Source organism: Arsukibacterium sp., from assembly GCF_018402695.1.
GTDB lineage: Bacteria > Pseudomonadota > Gammaproteobacteria > Enterobacterales > Alteromonadaceae > Alishewanella.
This window is the reverse complement of record NZ_JAGYIM010000025.1, coordinates 58,060-73,898: the sequence shown is the minus strand read 5'-3', so window position 1 is coordinate 73,898 and position 15,839 is coordinate 58,060. Positions and strand designations below refer to the sequence as shown.

Annotated in this window: 15 protein-coding genes; 3 read left to right on the top strand and 12 right to left on the bottom strand. The window is 50.0% G+C overall.

What is annotated here, in order from left to right; genetic code table 11:
• Nucleotides 1-21: 21 nt before the first annotated feature.
• Nucleotides 22-360, bottom strand: coding sequence for a tRNA-binding protein (locus KG631_RS18315; protein ID WP_214001097.1), 339 nt, complete (start codon nt 358-360; stop codon nt 22-24).
• Between the two features lie 77 nt (nt 361-437).
• On the opposite strand from KG631_RS18315, the gene KG631_RS18310 reads away from it, so the two are divergent.
• The gene (locus tag KG631_RS18310; protein ID WP_214001096.1) at nt 438-1,178 is read left to right on the top strand and encodes a ferredoxin--NADP reductase; all 741 of its coding nucleotides are present in this window, start codon (nt 438-440) and stop codon (nt 1,176-1,178) included.
• A 32-nt stretch (nt 1,179-1,210) separates the two neighbouring features.
• Here KG631_RS18310 and traT read toward each other — a convergent pair whose 3' ends face one another.
• Together traT and KG631_RS18300 are read right to left on the bottom strand one after the other, a co-directional pair.
• Nucleotides 1,211-2,029 carry a complement resistance protein TraT gene (gene traT, locus KG631_RS18305; RefSeq protein ID WP_214001095.1) on the bottom strand — a complete coding sequence of 273 codons (819 nt, stop codon included), beginning with the start codon at nt 2,027-2,029 and terminating at the stop codon, nt 1,211-1,213.
• The gene (locus tag KG631_RS18300; RefSeq protein WP_214001094.1) at nt 2,030-2,758 is read right to left on the bottom strand and encodes a complement resistance protein TraT; all 729 of its coding nucleotides are present in this window, start codon (nt 2,756-2,758) and stop codon (nt 2,030-2,032) included.
• A 261-nt stretch (nt 2,759-3,019) separates the two neighbouring features.
• Between KG631_RS18300 and suhB the strand changes: the two genes are divergently transcribed.
• A complete protein-coding gene (gene suhB, locus KG631_RS18295) occupies nt 3,020-3,823 on the top strand; it encodes an inositol-1-monophosphatase (protein WP_214001093.1) in 804 nt (267 codons plus the stop codon).
• A 31-nt stretch (nt 3,824-3,854) separates the two neighbouring features.
• On the opposite strand, the gene KG631_RS18290 is transcribed toward suhB, so the two are convergent.
• The 7 genes from KG631_RS18290 to KG631_RS18260 all read right to left on the bottom strand — a co-directional run bounded on the left by KG631_RS18290 (nt 3,855) and on the right by KG631_RS18260 (nt 10,976).
• Nucleotides 3,855-4,226, bottom strand: a complete 372-nt coding sequence (locus tag KG631_RS18290) for a rhodanese-like domain-containing protein (protein WP_214001092.1) — start codon at nt 4,224-4,226, stop codon at nt 3,855-3,857.
• Nucleotides 4,227-4,307: 81 nt separating this feature from the next.
• On the bottom strand, nt 4,308-5,255 hold the full coding sequence (gene secF, locus KG631_RS18285; RefSeq protein WP_214001091.1) for a protein translocase subunit SecF: 948 nt from the start codon (nt 5,253-5,255) through the stop codon (nt 4,308-4,310).
• Between the two features lie 9 nt (nt 5,256-5,264).
• The gene (secD, locus tag KG631_RS18280; RefSeq protein WP_214001090.1) at nt 5,265-7,118 is read right to left on the bottom strand and encodes a protein translocase subunit SecD; all 1,854 of its coding nucleotides are present in this window, start codon (nt 7,116-7,118) and stop codon (nt 5,265-5,267) included.
• Between the two features lie 29 nt (nt 7,119-7,147).
• Nucleotides 7,148-7,486, bottom strand: coding sequence for a preprotein translocase subunit YajC (yajC, locus tag KG631_RS18275; protein ID WP_019676498.1), 339 nt, complete (start codon nt 7,484-7,486; stop codon nt 7,148-7,150).
• 67 nt (nt 7,487-7,553) lie between these two features.
• Nucleotides 7,554-8,732 carry a tRNA guanosine(34) transglycosylase Tgt gene (tgt, locus tag KG631_RS18270; protein WP_214001089.1) on the bottom strand — a complete coding sequence of 393 codons (1,179 nt, stop codon included), beginning with the start codon at nt 8,730-8,732 and terminating at the stop codon, nt 7,554-7,556.
• Nucleotides 8,733-8,947: 215 nt separating this feature from the next.
• Complete coding sequence (queA, locus tag KG631_RS18265; RefSeq protein WP_214001161.1) at nt 8,948-9,973, bottom strand: tRNA preQ1(34) S-adenosylmethionine ribosyltransferase-isomerase QueA; 1,026 nt, start codon at nt 9,971-9,973, stop codon at nt 8,948-8,950.
• Between the two features lie 94 nt (nt 9,974-10,067).
• A complete protein-coding gene (locus KG631_RS18260) occupies nt 10,068-10,976 on the bottom strand; it encodes a hydrogen peroxide-inducible genes activator (RefSeq protein ID WP_214001088.1) in 909 nt (302 codons plus the stop codon).
• Nucleotides 10,977-11,379: 403 nt separating this feature from the next.
• Here KG631_RS18260 and KG631_RS18255 point away from each other — a divergent pair, with 403 nt between their 5' ends.
• Nucleotides 11,380-13,653, top strand: a complete 2,274-nt coding sequence (locus KG631_RS18255) for a S8 family serine peptidase (RefSeq protein WP_214001087.1) — start codon at nt 11,380-11,382, stop codon at nt 13,651-13,653.
• An 86-nt stretch (nt 13,654-13,739) separates the two neighbouring features.
• On the opposite strand, the gene KG631_RS18250 is transcribed toward KG631_RS18255, so the two are convergent.
• The gene (locus tag KG631_RS18250) at nt 13,740-15,008 is read right to left on the bottom strand and encodes an inorganic phosphate transporter (RefSeq protein WP_214001086.1); all 1,269 of its coding nucleotides are present in this window, start codon (nt 15,006-15,008) and stop codon (nt 13,740-13,742) included.
• Nucleotides 15,009-15,026: 18 nt separating this feature from the next.
• Nucleotides 15,027-15,704 (bottom strand): TIGR00153 family protein, encoded by a 678-nt coding sequence (locus KG631_RS18245; protein WP_214001085.1) that lies wholly within the window; start codon nt 15,702-15,704, stop codon nt 15,027-15,029.
• Nucleotides 15,705-15,839 lie beyond the last annotated feature (135 nt).

Genomic DNA, 15,839 nt, shown 5'->3' with positions numbered 1-15,839 from the left:
GACCTGTGTTACGCAAATTTCTTATCCCAACTTAGCGCCATTAGGCACCGGGCTGTCGACCCCAACCAGCACAATGGCGCCGTCGTCGCGGGCAAAGCCGGTGACCAGGCATTCCGACTGGATGGGGCCGATTTGCTTAGGCGGGAAATTCACTACCGCCAGTACCTGGCGCCCCAGCAATTGCTCTTTACTGTACAGAGTGGTGATTTGGGCGCTGGATTTTTTTATGCCAATTTCGCTGCCAAAATCCAGTTGCAGTTTATAGGCGGGTTTACGGGCCTCTGGAAAATCTTCCACGGCAATAATAGTGCCAACCCGAAGTTCTACTTTGGCAAAGTCCTGCCAGCTGATAGTTTCCATCACGTCTCCCGCGTTAAGCTGTTAAGCTGCTATGCTAATATCCTGAACATAAAGCATAACTTAATCCGGAGATCTTTATGGCGCAATGGTTAAATGCAACCGTTTCTGAAACAATTTACTGGACCAGCAACTTATTTAGTATCAAAGCCAAAACCGGGCGGCTGCCATTTATTGCCGGCCAGTTTGTGCGGCTGGCAGTTGAAGGCCCTGAAGGGCGAATTCAACGTGCTTACTCACTGGTTAATCCGCCGGATAGCGAGCACCAGGAGTTTTTAATCAGTACCGTGGCTGATGGCCTGCTATCGCCATTACTGCAGCAACTGACGCCGGGCGATACATTGGGTATCAGCCAACCTGCCACTGGCTTTTTTATCCTGGATGAAGTGCCGGATGGCGACAACTTATGGTTGATTGCAACCGGAACAGGCATAGGCCCTTACTTGTCGATGCTGGCGACGGCCGAACCCTACCGGCGTTTTGCGCATATTATTCTGGTGCACAGTGTCAGCAGAGCCGCCGATTTAGCTTATAAAGATTTAATTGAGGGTTTTGTAGCCCAGCATCCCGGCCAATTGCACTATCAACCCGTTGTAACCCGCGAGCCACACCCCGGCGCACTGCAAGACCGCATTCCTAATCTCATTGCCTCACACCAGCTCCAACAACAATGCGGCCAGCTGCTCAACCCAAAATCGCAGGTGATGCTGTGCGGTAATCCACAAATGATTACCGACACTAAAGCCTTACTGGACAGCATGGGATTAAAGAAAAATCTGCGCCGGACCCCCGGCAATATTACGGTAGAACAATATTGGTAAGGTTGCCGCTGTCATTGTTTCAGCAGCAGTCTTCAGAAAATACCCGCTAACGAGCGCAGCAACCCCTGATGCAGAGGCTGTTCAGCATCTTCCCAGCTCAAGTTAGCTTTATTGGCAAAGCTAACCACTTTAACCTGATACTTACGCCGATCAGTTGCCAATTCCCATAACAATTCCGTATTGCCGCTATCGCCCTGTTTTAGCTGTTGCATGCTGGTTTCCTGCACCATACCTATGCTATCGGATGCAATGCGCTCCGCCAGCTGGATATCGGTTAACATGGTGTAGTATTTATCCTGTACTAATTGGTTGCCAACATATTCCGCCCCCGCCCAGGCCGCCAGTACCACTAACGCTTTGGCGATGTCTTTACCATCGATGTTAGTGCCATAGCTGGCGTCAGCGTATACCGCCACGTTGCTGGCCCGGCGCTGCGCCGTAACCCCTTGTGGCTCGGGCTCAGGTAACGCAATACCGGGGTATAATAAACGGTGAATTTGCTCAGGACTCATATTATATTCGTCGCTGGCCAGCACCACTTCAGGCCGCTCTTTTAACACAGTACGCACATTAACCTGCAACCAGTACTGGGCCTGCTGGGGCGAATCGACCAGGTGATAGCCTCTGCTCAGTAATAGTTCGCGCACATCATTGGCCAGCGGCAACTGGTATTCAGCCGCAGTCTGGCGAATATCAATAAAAATGCTGCGAAGCTCAGGTTCAACCGGATCTAAATAAATAGTTTCACTCATCCGGGTTTGGACATCAAGCTTACCCTTCGCCACCGACGTGTGCAGCGCCATGCAGCCAGACAATGGCAACAGCACTAACAAACACAGCAACAGACGCACTTAAAACAAACCTGCCAGTGAACGCGCCACACCATCAGTAAGCTGGGGTGCCGCTTCCGGCCATTTCAGGTTAGCCTGGTTAGCATAGCTCATAACCCGGCTTTGATATTTACGCATATCAGTCTGACGCTGATAGCTCGAGGTAGTGCTACCACTGTCACCCTGTAACAACTGATGCTCTGAGCGCTCGCTAACCGTGCCGCTGTAACGCTCCATTACCTGAATATCAGTAATTGCGGTGTAATATACATCCTCCACCAGCGCATCAACGATAGTGCCCGCTGCAGCACCCGCCACCGCAGCGCCTAAACCAGCGGCGCCAGACCCACCGGTGGCGCGGTGAATGGCATAACCGGTAACGGCACCACCGGCCATACCCGGGCCGGCAGCAAAGGCCTGGTTTGCCTCACGGCCATTGGTGCGCCCTACCTGCAGCACATTGGCCTGCAACCAGTAGTGCGCCTGGCCCGGACTATCGATAACCTGATAGCCTTTCGCCCGCAGGTTAGCAACCACCTGCGGTTTTATATCAAACTCGGGTTTATCAGAGGTGTTGCGGACATCAACATAAATAGTGCGCTGTGAGGGTTCTACCGGATCCAGAAAAATACTGGAAGACATCTTGGTTTGCACATCCAGATTGCGTTTGGCGACTGAGGTATGTAAGGCGCCACAGCCGGCCAGACTTACCAGCAAACTCGTTGCCAATGCCAGCTTAATAATATTCATAGAAACCTCATAAATTAGTTTTTTATGCTTTTAAGTATTTTGCGCAGTTAAGCTGAATATTATCTGAATGGTAAGCGCAGTGTTAATAAATAACGGTAAAACAATGTAACCGAATATGTAAAGTCATATCGCCGACATTTGAAAGTCAATTATCTTTACTTTTCAGCTGGAGCCGCTACAATACGCGCCGCTCTTTTGTTTGATCTTTATACAGCTGTCTTCAGCTGTTTTTAAACGCTCTTTATAAAAAAGGTAATCGCTATGCATCCGATGTTAAACATCGCCATTCGTGCTGCCCGTAGTGCAGGTAATATTATCGCCCGTGCTTGTGGCCAGTTAGATATGGTGCAAAAGCTGCAAAAGGGCAGCAACGACTTTGTCACCAACGTCGATAAAGAAGCTGAACAAGCTATAGTGGCAATTTTGAAAAAGTCTTTTCCCACTCATGGTATTGTAGGTGAAGAGCATGGCGATTACGGTAACAGCGACAGCGAATTCCAGTGGATTATTGACCCGTTGGATGGCACCAGTAATTTTATCAAAGGCATACCGCACTTCGCGGTCTCCATCGCCTTAAAACACCAGGGTAAACTTGACCAGGCAGTGATCTTTGATCCACTGCGCGGTGAGTTATTTACCGCTTCACGTGGCCGTGGCGCGCAGCTAAACGGCACCCGGATCCGGGTAACGGCTCTGCCAGATATGACCGGCGCCATATTAGCCACCGGCTTTCCATTTAAAGCCAAGCATCACTTAGACAGCTACAGTAAAATCTTTAACAGCTTCTTCGCGGACTGTGCTGACATGCGCCGCACCGGTTCAGCTGCACTGGATTTAGCCTACGTCGCAGCCGGCCGTTTCGACGGTTTCTTTGAAATTGGTTTAAAGCCGTGGGACATCGCAGCCGGTGAGCTGATTGTTCGCGAAGCCGGCGGTATGGTCTGTGATTTTACCGGCGGCTCTAATCAGATGAAAAGCGGCAATATCGTTGCAGCCAGCCCGAAAGTACTGCAAGCCATGGTAAAAGGCATGCGCCCGCACCTGTCAGAAACCCTGGCTAAATAAGCTGATAAACTTACCGGCTTAGCGCGCAGGCCTAAGCCGGTATTTCCACCGCTAATCCCTGCTCAGTCCATTCTCTGTAGCCGCCCGCTAAACTCAGTACCTGCTGATATCCCATCTGTTGCAAGGTCTGCGCCGCCAATGCTGAGCGATAGCCGCCACCGCAGTACAATACTATTTTTTGTTTTTTATCCGGCACAGTTTGCTCAATATCCCGCTCGATAATCCCTTTGCCCAGATGCATGGCTTCCGGTAAGTGGCCTTTAGTCCATTCGTGGTCTTCCCGGATATCCAGTAGGACATAGGGCTGATTATGTTGCAGTAACTCACTGATGCTAATTTCGTTGATGTGTTTTTTCGCTTGATTTACCAGCGCAATAAAGCCCGGTGCATGTTGGGCGGCCATAATTGTCCTCACGTTTTTTTAAAACATTCTCAAAAAAAATGCCAGTCACAGACTGGCATTTGTAGCACATATAAAGCTGCTTTACAGCAAAGGCTCGGTACCCTCGCCTTCTTTTTCCGGTGGTGGCGGTGGCAGCATATCTTCGCGGCTGATGCCCAGCTGCACGGCCAGGGAACTGGCCACAAATATCGATGAGTAAGTACCAATACCAATACCAAACAGCAAAGCAAACGCAAAGTTATGAATTAACGCGCCGCCCATAGTAAACAGCACCACCAGCACGATAATGGTGGTTAATGAGGTAACGACTGTCCGGTTCAGGGTAGACGTAACAGCTTCATTGATGGTTTCATGCACCGTCGCGTCACGCAGCTTACGAAAAGTCTCCCGAATACGGTCAAACACTACGATGGTATCGTTGATCGAATAACCAATCAGTGCCAGAACCGCAGCCAGTACCGTTAAATCAAACTCCAGCTGCAACAACGAGAATAAACCCAGGGTAATTATCACATCATGGCCCAGTGATAATACTGCACCCACTGATAAACGCCATTCGAAGCGCATGGTGACATACAGCAGAATGCCGATTAATGCCGCCAGCATGGCTAAACCACCCTGCTCTTTTAACTCATCACCAACACTGGGACCGACAAACTCAACCCGGCGCATCTCAATGGGCTCACTGGAGGTAACCGTCAGCGCACTGAGCACTTCATTAGAGATAGTCGATTGCTCCACACCTTCACGGGGCGATATTCTAATCGCCACGTCTTCGCTGGAACCAAAGTACTGCACTACTGCATCCGGATATCCGCTGTCGGCTAACACCTGGCGAACCTGCGATAAATCGGCGCCGCCACTGTAACCCACCTCAATAACAGTACCGCCAGTGAAATCAAGGCCCCAGTTCATACCTTTAACAGTAATGGTGGCTATCGAGGCAATCACCAGCAGACCTGATAAGATCAGTGCCGGCATTTTAAACCGCATAAAATTAAGCGGTTCAGTAAAGCTAAATATTCTCACACCGCCTCCTTACATGGGTAGTGACTGCACGCGGCGGCCACCCCAGATTAAATTAACCAGCAAGCGGGTACCGACCACTGACGTGAAAATTGAGGTCAGAATACCGATGGCCAGGGTGATAGCAAAACCTTTGACCGGACCAGTACCAATCCCGAACAAGATCAGCGCCACCAGCAAGGTGGTAATATTCGAGTCGGCAATGGTGGCAAACGCCCGGTCATATCCATGATGAATAGCTTGCTGCACACTGCGCCCTTCGGCCAGTTCCTCGCGGATCCGTTCAAAAATCAGTACGTTGGCATCAACTGCCATCCCGACTGTCAACACGATACCCGCCATGCCAGGCAGGGTTAACGTCGCGCCTGGGATCATCGACATAAAGCCGGTGATCAGGATCAGGTTTGCCAGCAGTGCCACATTGGCAATTAAACCAAAAGCCTTGTAGTACAACACCATGAAAATCAGTACGACTACCATGCCCCACATAATGGCGGTCATACCTAAATCGATGTTTTCCTTACCCAGGCTTGGGCCTATGGTACGTTCTTCGATGATCTGGGTCGGCGCGATCAAAGCACCGGCACGTAGCAATAACGCCAGATTCTGGGCTTCAGCCGGATTATCGATACCGGTTATCCGGAAACTGCGACCCAGACGCGCCTGAATAGTGGCAGCGTTAATCACTTCTTCATACTTGACCAGCACTGGCGTGCCGTCTTCGTTGCGCTCTTCACCCGGCTTATATTCAATAAACACCGTGGCCATTTGCCGGCCAATGGTGCTGCGGGTCGCGTTCGACAGTAAGTTACCGCCCTGCGCATCCAGTGAAATACTGACCTGCGGCCGTGAGTATTCATCATAACCGGAAGTGGCACCGGTGATATGATCACCGGTTAGCATAGTCCGGTTTTCCAGCAAGTAAGGCTGGCCATTGCGGTCACGATATAAACTGGCTCCGGCTGGCAAGCGGCCGTCTAAGGCGGCGCCCAAATCTGAGTCGTTATCAACTAACCGGAATTCCAGGGTCGCTGTTGCGCCCAGGATTTCTTTAGCCTGCGCCGGGTCCTGTACACCGGGTAACTGCACGATAATCCGGTCAGCACCCTGCCGCTGCACTAATGGCTCTGCGACACCAATCTCATTTACCCGGTTGCGGATAATAGTGATGTTCTGCTCCAGCGCATATTCACGAATTTCTTTAACCCGGTTTTCGCTTAAGCTGACAACCAGACTATGCTCATTATCACCATCACTAAACACCAGCTCCTGGTCGTTTTTAGCAAGCGCAGCGCGCGCTGCTGCCACATCTTCGGCACTGCGCAGTAAGATTTGTACCTGGCCACGCTCTAAATCGGCCTGTACTGCCCGGTAACGTACCCGCTCTTCCCGCAAGTCTGCCCGAAACGCCTGCACCAGATCATTGATATTTTTATCAATAGCCGCTTTCATATCGACGGCCATTAAAAAGTGGACACCACCACGCAAGTCCAGGCCCAGCTTCATCGGGCTGGCACCGATCGCACGCAGCCAGCCTGGGGTGGTCGGTACCATATTAAGGGCCGTGATATACGTGCTGCCTAACTGCCGCTCGGCCACTTCCCGCGCGCGCAGCTGGTCTTCTGCGCTGTTAAAGCGGGCCAGGATCTGGCCTTCTGTCAGGGTAACGGCTTTAGCCGTAATGTTGGCGTCAGTAAAGGCCTGCTCAAGTTCAGCGCGGGTGGTTTCACTGACCACACCGCCACGACTGGCATTAATATTTAATGCCGGATCTTCTGGGTACACATTGGGGAGTGCATACAGAAAGGCTGCAAGCAGCACCCCGAGCACCACCAAATACCGCCAGAGAGGATTTTTGTTTAACACAAGATGATCCTTTTTATTCGCTTAGCCGCTTACAGCGACTTTAAGGTGCCTTTCGGTAAGACGGCACTGATCGCTGATTTCTGCACGGTAACTTCAGTGCTGTCATTTAACGCCACGGTAACGAAGTCTTTGTCATCAGCAATTTTGCTGATCCGACCCACAATGCCACCCTGAGTAAGTACTTCATCACCTTTACCCAGTGCCGACATCAGATTACGGTGCTCTTTCACCCGTTTAGCTTGTGGCCGGTAAATTAAGAAATAGAAAATTAAGCCAAAGGCCAGCAACATTATAATTAAATCCCAGCCGCCACCTTGTGGTGCAGCTGCAGCGCTGTCGGCGTAGGCATTGCTGATAAATAGACTCATGGTTATCCCCTTAAAATTAATAAAATAGTTAAGTTTTAATTTATGTCGAAATTAGTGCTAGTCGTTATTAATTGCTGCTAACTGGTGTTTCTGTATTATCTAACCTATTGGCATCTGAGCCATCGGCAAGCTGCTCAAGCGGCGGTACCGGCAACTCACGCTTCGCGTAAAATTCGCTGACAAACTGCTCCAAGGTACCAGCGGCTATGGCGTCGCGCAATCCCTGCATCAGTTTTTGGTAATGATGCAAATTGTGGATAGTATTAAGCCGTGCGCCCAGTATTTCGTTGCAGCGGTCCAGATGGTGTAGATATGACCTGGAATAATTTTTACAAGTGTAGCAATCACATTCCGGGTCCAATGGCGAGATATCGTCTTTATGCTTGGCATTACGAATTTTCACCACGCCGCTGCTGATAAATAAATGACCATTACGGGCATTGCGGGTTGGCATAACGCAGTCAAACATATCTATACCCCGACGCACCGCTTCAACGATATCTTCCGGTTTACCGACGCCCATTAAGTAGCGCGGTTTATGACTGGGCATCTGGCCGGTGGTATGGTTCAGAATATTGATCATGTCCTCTTTCGGCTCGCCCACCGATAAGCCACCAATGGCGTAGCCATCAAAGCCAATTTCTTCCAGCCCCTGCAATGATACGTCACGTAAATTCGGGTACATGCCACCCTGAATAATGCCAAATAACGCCGCCGGGTTATCGCCATGCGCATCTTTAGACCGTTTGGCCCAGCGCAGTGACATTTCCATCGACTTTTTCGCTTGCTGTTCGGTAGCAGGATACGGCGTACATTCATCGAAAATCATCACGATATCCGAGCCTAAATCGCGCTGCACTTCCATTGAGCGTTCCGGGGTCAGCATGATACGCTCACCATTGAGCGGTGAACGGAACTTGACGCCCTCTTCGGTAATTTTGCGAAGCTCGCCCAGGCTGAACACCTGAAAGCCACCTGAGTCGGTCAAAATAGGCTTATGCCAATGCATAAAGTCGTGCAGATCACCGTGTTTTTTGATGATGTCAGTGCCAGGGCGCAGCATTAAGTGAAAGGTATTGCCTAAACAAATCTGAGCGCCGGTGGCGTCCAGTTCTTCCGGCGTCATACCTTTAACGGTGCCGTAAGTACCTACCGGCATAAAGGCCGGCGTTTCGACAGTGCCACGCTCAAAAATCAGCCGGCCACGGCGGGCCCGGCCATCGGTGGTATCTAGTTCAAATTTCATTACTATCCTCAATCGCCAGAAAGACAGTCTGGCTTAATTCGCGGCGCATTATAGCAGCTAAATCCAGATTAACTAAATCACATGGATAGGGTTCCGGGGATAAGGAGATTCACGCTTCGCCGCCTTCGACAGCACATCCCTGTGCTGTCTCAGCCTGTGCGGCATCCCTGCCGCTGCTGCGCGCAAACACCTTATCCCCTGTTTATCTGGCATGTTTAGCTAATAAACATCGCATCGCCATAAGAGTAAAAACGATATTGCTCATTTATTGCCGTATCATAGGCATTCATCACATATTCGCGGCTGCTAAACGCAGATACCAGCATAATCAGTGTTGATTCCGGCAAATGAAAGTTAGTGATCAGCGCATCAATCACCTTAAACTGATAACCAGGGTAGATAAAAATCTGGGTATCACCATTGTAGCTAATCAGCTGGCCCCCACCCTGCTGCGCCGCTGATTCCAGCGAGCGTACTGAGGTCGTGCCAACTGCCACCACCTTGTTACCCCGAGCTTTACAAGCAGTAATCGCATCAACAACCTGCTGTGACACCTCGATATATTCGGCGTGCATCTTATGTTCCAGCACATTATCTACCCGCACCGGCTGAAACGTCCCAGCGCCGACATGCAAAGTAACATAAGCAAACTCCACGCCTTTAGCCTGCAGTTTATCCAGCAGCGGCTGGTCAAAATGCAGGCCGGCCGTCGGCGCCGCTACAGCACCGGGTTTTTCGTTATAAACCGTCTGATAGCGTGCCTTGTCCTCCTCGGTATCAGGCCGGTCAATATAGGGTGGCAACGGCATATGGCCTAAACGTTCCAGCATGGTCAGCACCGGCTCATCGCTTAGCACTTCCAGCTCAAACAGCTCATCGTGGCGCTGATTCATTCGCACGTCGGCTGAATTTTCCAGCACTAACACAGTGCCTGGCTTCGGTGCTTTACTGGCCCGGACGTGAGCTAAAAAGCGCTTATCGTCTAACATTCGCTCCACCAGTACCTCAACTTTACCGCCTGAGGCTTTCTGGCCAAATAAACGCGCCGGGATCACCTTGGTATTGTTAAACACCAGCAAGTCACCAGGCGTTAGAAAATCGGTTAAGTCTCTGAAAATATGATGGCTTAGTTTGCCGCTGTGTTTATCCATAGCTAACAAGCGGCTGTTCGAGCGTTCAGCTTTGGGAAAACGGGCAATAAGTTGCTCGGGCAACTCGAATGAAAAGTCTTTAACTTGCATACTTTTAGTTTGCATAGCGGGGTTCCTTGGCTTTACCGACCATAGGCACGGCTGTAAAAAAACAGCCGGTATTCTAGCAGAACCTAAGCAAAAGTTACTGGCATTTTTGTTGTAATACTTCACTTATCAGGCTGGTCATTAAGCGGTAACTTCGGGCCTTACTTGATGTCGGCCGCCACGCTACGCCTATATCGCGGTATGCATTGCCGCTGGTGGGCAGCTGAGTAATAAGTTCAGTATTCTCCAGCAAGCCGCTGTTAATCGCCATTTGCGGAATAAAGGTCACGCCCAGTTTATTATTTACCATCTGGGTCAGGGTATGCAGGCTGGTGGCGAAAAATGGGTTGACCTTACGGCTGTCTTCTAACTCACAGGCTTTTACGGCATGGCCGGTCAGGCAATGCTCCCGCTCCAGTAAAAAAATGCTTTCATCCGGCCACTGGCTGATATCCTGATTAAAACCCCGGCCCAGCCAGTCTTTGTGCAACACCAGTTTGAAGCCATCCTGCGCCAGCACTTCAGTATGAAACGCACCAGTTTCATAGGGCAACGCCAGCAACACCATATCTAAGCGCCCCTCTGCCAATGCATGCAACGAATTATCGGTGGTATCTTCGCGCAACAGCAATTGTAAATCAGGGTAACGCTCGCGGCATAAGCTCATTACCTCGCTCAGTACAAAAGGGGCGATAGTAGGAATGCAGCCGAGGCGAAAAGGCCCGGCCATTGGTTTGCCTTGCGACTTGGCAAATTCGGTCAGCTCTTCGCATTGCTCAATAATATGTCGCGCCTGACGCACCACATCTTCACCTAATGACGTGAAAATAAATGTTTTATGATCGCGCTCCAGCAACTGGGTGTGCATAGTCTCTTCCAGATTGGCAATAGCAGCACTGAGCGTAGACTGGCCAACAAAACAGGCCTCAGCCGCACGGCCAAAATGCTGATGTTCATGTAACGCCAGCAAATACTGCAGTTGTTTTACACTGGGTAATCTTTTCATTGCAAATTCCGATTAAAAAGCAAAATTTGTACATTTATACGAATGAATATATCTGATCACCGCCTCCGGGTCGAGCAACAGCTAGAATTAACATTTGTTTTCATTTTAGATAATACAATCAAGTAATTAACCATTAAATTTTTTTAAAAACTATTTTTCATACACTTACATTTAATATTTGTATTTTCTGTAAATTACAAATTGAAACAATTAGCCATATGTTATAACTTGATGTTCTCATTGTATGTATCTGTAGCAATGTCGCATCAGTACCCTGGAATATTTTCTCCATTCAGATACAGACGAGTTGTGCATACATTGACCCTTGGTTGCGAGTTGGGCAGTCCGTAAACCAGTTTGAAGGAACAAATCTATTATAAAAATCACCTCAGGAGGGTGAAACATGTCCAAATTAACCAAACCACTGGCCATTGCCAGCTGTAGCCTGCTTGCTGTTGCCGTTAGCAGCGCATTAGCAGCCCCCGCTAAAAACAGCACTGATGACAATCGCTATATCATTAAATATAAAGACAGCAGTCTGGGTTTAAGCAAACAACAGGATTTCGTGTTAAGCCACCACAAACGCACCAAAGACGCTATTCTGGCCCGCCTGGGCGACAATAGCAGCAAATTAAAACGGCAGGGTGCAAAGGTTCATCACTTACTGGCAGAGCAACGGGCCATCGCAGTCGAACTGCGGCCGGGCCTGGTAAACTTATTGAAAGCCGACCCGACCATCGAATTAATCGAAGTTGATCAACGTCGTTACCCGCTGATGCAGCAAATTCCTTATGGCTTTCCAATGGTTCAGGCTGACCTCGTCAGTGATGAGTTCGCCTCTAATCAGACCGTCTGTGTTATCGACTCAGGCCTGGGTTTGCCACATGAAGATTTCGCCTCAGGCAATATCAGCGGCACCAATGATGTGGGTACCGGCAACTGGTTTGATGCCGGCGGCCCGCACGGCACCCACGTAGCCGGTACTATCGGCGCCCTGAACAATGATACCGGTGTGGTTGGCGTTATGCCAAACGGCCAGCTTAATATGCACATTATTAAAGTGTTTAATGCTGCTGGCTGGGGCTATTCCTCAACCCTTGCCAGCGCCGTTAACGCCTGTGCGGATGCCGGGGCAACTGTGGTTAATATGAGCCTGGGTGGTGCTGCCCCCAGCGCGACGGAAAGTAATGCCATGCAAGCGGCCTTCGATGCTGGCCTGTTATTAATTGCTGCCGCTGGTAATGATGGCAACACCGCAATGTCTTACCCGGCCTCATATGACTCCGTGGTCTCTGTTGCTGCAGTAGACAGCAGTAAAACCCTGGCAGATTTCTCACAACGTAATGCGCAGGTAGAATTGGCCGGCCCGGGTGTTGATGTCCGTTCAACTTATCCCGAGGGTACTGCGCTGGAAGCTCAGCTGAGCGTTAACGGCGTATTTTATGATGCCAACCCTATGTCAGAATCTGGCAGTGGCAGTGTTAACGCCGAGTTTGCCGACTGTGGTCTGGGGCTCGAAGCCTGTACTGATGTCGCTGAGAAGGTCTGCTTAATCTCCCGTGGCGAAGTGGCGTTCTCCCAGAAAGTAGAATCATGCCAGGCCGGTGGTGGTCTTGCTGCCATTATTTATAACAATGAGTCGGGTAATTTCAGCGGTACAGTAGAGGGCACAACCTCTACTATTCCAGCGGTCAGTGTTTCTCAGGAAGACGGTCAGATGTTGCTGGCTGAATTGGGCAGCATTGCCAATCTGAACTCCGGTGCCAGCAATTATGGTCTGATGAGCGGTACTTCTATGGCATCACCACACGTTGCCGGTGTAGCCGCGCTGGTCTGGAGTCATTTCCCGGATTGCAGTAATGCCGAGATCCGTTCAGCCCTGGCGGCCAGCGCGGATGACTTAGGTGCAGCCGGCCGCGATACCTCTTACGGTTTCGGCCTGGTGCAGGCAAAAGATGCGGTAGATTATCTGGCCGAATATGGCTGCAGCGGTTCAGGTGATGAGCCGGACGAGCCGACGCCACCAGGTGCAACTGAACTGGAAAATGGTGAAACGGTAGCTAACCTGGATGGCGCCGGTGGTGAAGAATTACTGTTTACGCTGGATGTACCCGCCATGGCAACTGACTTGTCTTTTGTAATGAGTGGCGGTACTGGCGACGCTGATTTATACGTTAAGTTTGGTACCGCACCAACCCTGGGCGACTACGATTGCCGGCCTTATCTGGCTGGTAACAACGAAAGTTGTGAAATTGATCCGGCGATGGAAGGGACCTATTACGTTAAAGTAATTGGTTACTCGGCTTTTACCGACGTTAGCCTGACCGGTAGCTTTATTGCTGAAGATGAACCGGATGACCCGGATCTGCCAGATGCCGGTGGCGAAACTATTACCAATATTAATGTTGGCCGTCGCAGCTGGCAGCACTACACGCTGGACGTACCGGCAGGCATGGCAGAGCTGAGCGTAACCATTACCGGTGGCCGGGGCGATGCCGATTTATATCTGAAGTACGGCAGCACACCCAGTGCAGGCAGCTATGATTGCCGGCCCAACCGCAATGGTAATGAGGAAACCTGTGTTATCTCAAACCCTGAAGCGGGCGTATGGCATATGTCAGTTTATGGCTTTCGCGCAGTCAGAGACTTAACGCTGATCAGCGAATACCAGCCTTAACTGCTAACGATTCACTGATCCATTTACTCAAGGGTAAAATAATAAAGGGGCTGAAATTCAGCCCCTTTTTATATGCTGCCTTATCGCTACAGCGTAAATAAGAACTGCAATATATAGAAGAAAATAATGGCCAGGCCAGCACCAACAGGCAGAGTAATAACCCAGGAGATGAAGATATTGCGCACCACACCTAAATTCAGCGCAGCGATACCCCGGGCTAAGCCAACCCCTAACACAGCACCTACCAGAGTCTGGGTAGTCGATATCGGTAAACCAGCACCCGAGGCAATAACTACTGTTGATGCCGCTGACAACTCGGCAGCAAAACCCCGGCTTGGCGTTAAGTGGGTTATAGCCGTCCCTACTGTTTTAATGACCCGGGCCCCCAACGTTGCCAGACCAATGACAATACCAATGCCGCCTAACGGTAAAATCCACCAGGCCAGTGCTGCTTTACTGGCAATTTCGCCACCCGAGCTGACCACGCTGACCACCGCTGCCAACGGGCCTATGGCATTTGCCACATCGTTCGAGCCATGGGCAAAGGCCATGCAGCACGCAGTCGTAATCATCAGCACACTGAAAATCCGCTCAACATTGTTAAACTGCATTTTTTTGTCTGCTGCCGGGTCAATTTTTATCCGGCTGATGGCTACTTTACCAATCAAGCCGACAACAATCCCCAGCACGATAGCCAGCAAATAACCGTTAGCGGTACTAATATCCAGGCCAATATGTTTTAAACCTTTTTGCACTGTTACCAGTGCCATCACAAAGGCCGCAAAGGCCATATAAAACGGTACATACTTCTTGGCATTAACAATGGGCTGATCGGTATCGAAAATCAGTTTCTGCGCACTCATAAAAAACATATAGGCCAGTATACCGGCCAGGATCGGCGTTACCACCCAACTGCCGACAATACCACCGACTTTGTCCCAGTGCACCGCGTCAATACCCACGCCTACTGCGGCAAAACCAATAATAGAACCAACAATGGAGTGGGTGGTAGATACCGGCCAGCCAAAGTATGACGCGACAATCAGCCAGGTTGCAGCCGCCAGCAGGGCCGCTATCATGCCGTATACCATCAGCTCAGGCGTGTCGACAAAAAACGCGGCATCGGTAATTCCGCCGCGAATGGTAGAAGTCACGGAGCCACCGGCCAGGTAGGCACCGGCAAATTCGAAAATAGCGGCAATAAAAATAGCTTGTTTAATCGTCAGCGCTTTGGAACCGACCGAGGTTCCCATGGCATTGGCCACGTCGTTGGCGCCAACACCATAGGCCATCAGAAAACCAAAAACTGCAGCCAATATAATCAGAATGAGGCCGTATGATTGAATAATATCCATCAGCAATACCTTTTTAAATTAACGGGCTAGCATAATTTCTAAGCGGGAACCCACTTTCTGGGCAATGTCGGCTAAATCGCCAATCCACTCGATTGTCCGGTACAAAAACATCACATCAACCGGATTCAGTTCGGCTTCCGCCAACCGCACGGCCTTACGCAGCTTTATTTGCATTTCGTCAGTGTCGTGTTCAATAGCGTCCAGTTGTTCAACCATTTTAATCACCAGATCCACTTCCCGGCCCCGGAAGCCGGTTTCGAGTAATTCATCCAGTTCATTAATGGCTTCCGATGCCATCGCCGTTGCGTCAATACAGCGCTGAATGTAGGCATGAAAATCGGTTTGAATAGCGACAGGAATTTCCAGTTCACGGCCAAGCACCCGGCCGGAGATATCCTTGGTTTTATTGGCAATTTTATCTTGCTGTGCCACGAGCTCCAGAATATCGGTACGATCAACCGGTAGAAATAAGCCACGAGGCAAATTAATCCGGATTTCCCGCTTCATCTTGTCTGCATCTTTTTCCAGGGTAACGATGTCTTTTCGCACCTCAGCCGCTTTAATCCAGTCTTTCTGATACACCGCCGCAAAAAAAGGCAATAACAACTCACTGGCTTCGTGTACTTTGCGAATGTGTTCTTCAATAGGTTTTATCGGTGACTTGGCAAACACGGATAAAAAAGTATTACCTGGCATAGTGTGGCCTCATAATATTCAGGGTGAATAAGGTCGGCGCGCATTGTAACTGCAATCAAACCGCAATAAAAATGAAATATTAGCAGATAAAACAGAAACGCCTCAGCCAGAAGTCTGGTTGAGGCGTTTCAAAAA

Excerpts from the sequence above, each read along its gene's own strand:
- KG631_RS18315 (WP_214001097.1), bottom strand. The coding sequence starts at position 360 with ATGGAAACTATCAGCTGGCAGGACTTTGCCAAAGTAGAACTTCGGGTT.
- KG631_RS18310 (WP_214001096.1), top strand. The coding sequence starts at position 438 with ATGGCGCAATGGTTAAATGCAACCGTTTCTGAAACAATTTACTGGACC.
- KG631_RS18300 (WP_214001094.1), bottom strand. The coding sequence starts at position 2,758 with ATGAATATTATTAAGCTGGCATTGGCAACGAGTTTGCTGGTAAGTCTG.
- suhB (WP_214001093.1), top strand. The coding sequence starts at position 3,020 with ATGCATCCGATGTTAAACATCGCCATTCGTGCTGCCCGTAGTGCAGGT.
- KG631_RS18290 (WP_214001092.1), bottom strand. The coding sequence starts at position 4,226 with ATGGCCGCCCAACATGCACCGGGCTTTATTGCGCTGGTAAATCAAGCG.
- yajC (WP_019676498.1), bottom strand. The coding sequence starts at position 7,486 with ATGAGTCTATTTATCAGCAATGCCTACGCCGACAGCGCTGCAGCTGCA.
- tgt (WP_214001089.1), bottom strand. The coding sequence starts at position 8,732 with ATGAAATTTGAACTAGATACCACCGATGGCCGGGCCCGCCGTGGCCGG.
- queA (WP_214001161.1), bottom strand. The coding sequence starts at position 9,973 with ATGCAAGTTAAAGACTTTTCATTCGAGTTGCCCGAGCAACTTATTGCC.
- KG631_RS18260 (WP_214001088.1), bottom strand. The coding sequence starts at position 10,976 with ATGAAAAGATTACCCAGTGTAAAACAACTGCAGTATTTGCTGGCGTTA.
- KG631_RS18255 (WP_214001087.1), top strand. The coding sequence starts at position 11,380 with ATGTCCAAATTAACCAAACCACTGGCCATTGCCAGCTGTAGCCTGCTT.
- KG631_RS18250 (WP_214001086.1), bottom strand. The coding sequence starts at position 15,008 with ATGGATATTATTCAATCATACGGCCTCATTCTGATTATATTGGCTGCA.
- KG631_RS18245 (WP_214001085.1), bottom strand. The coding sequence starts at position 15,704 with ATGCCAGGTAATACTTTTTTATCCGTGTTTGCCAAGTCACCGATAAAA.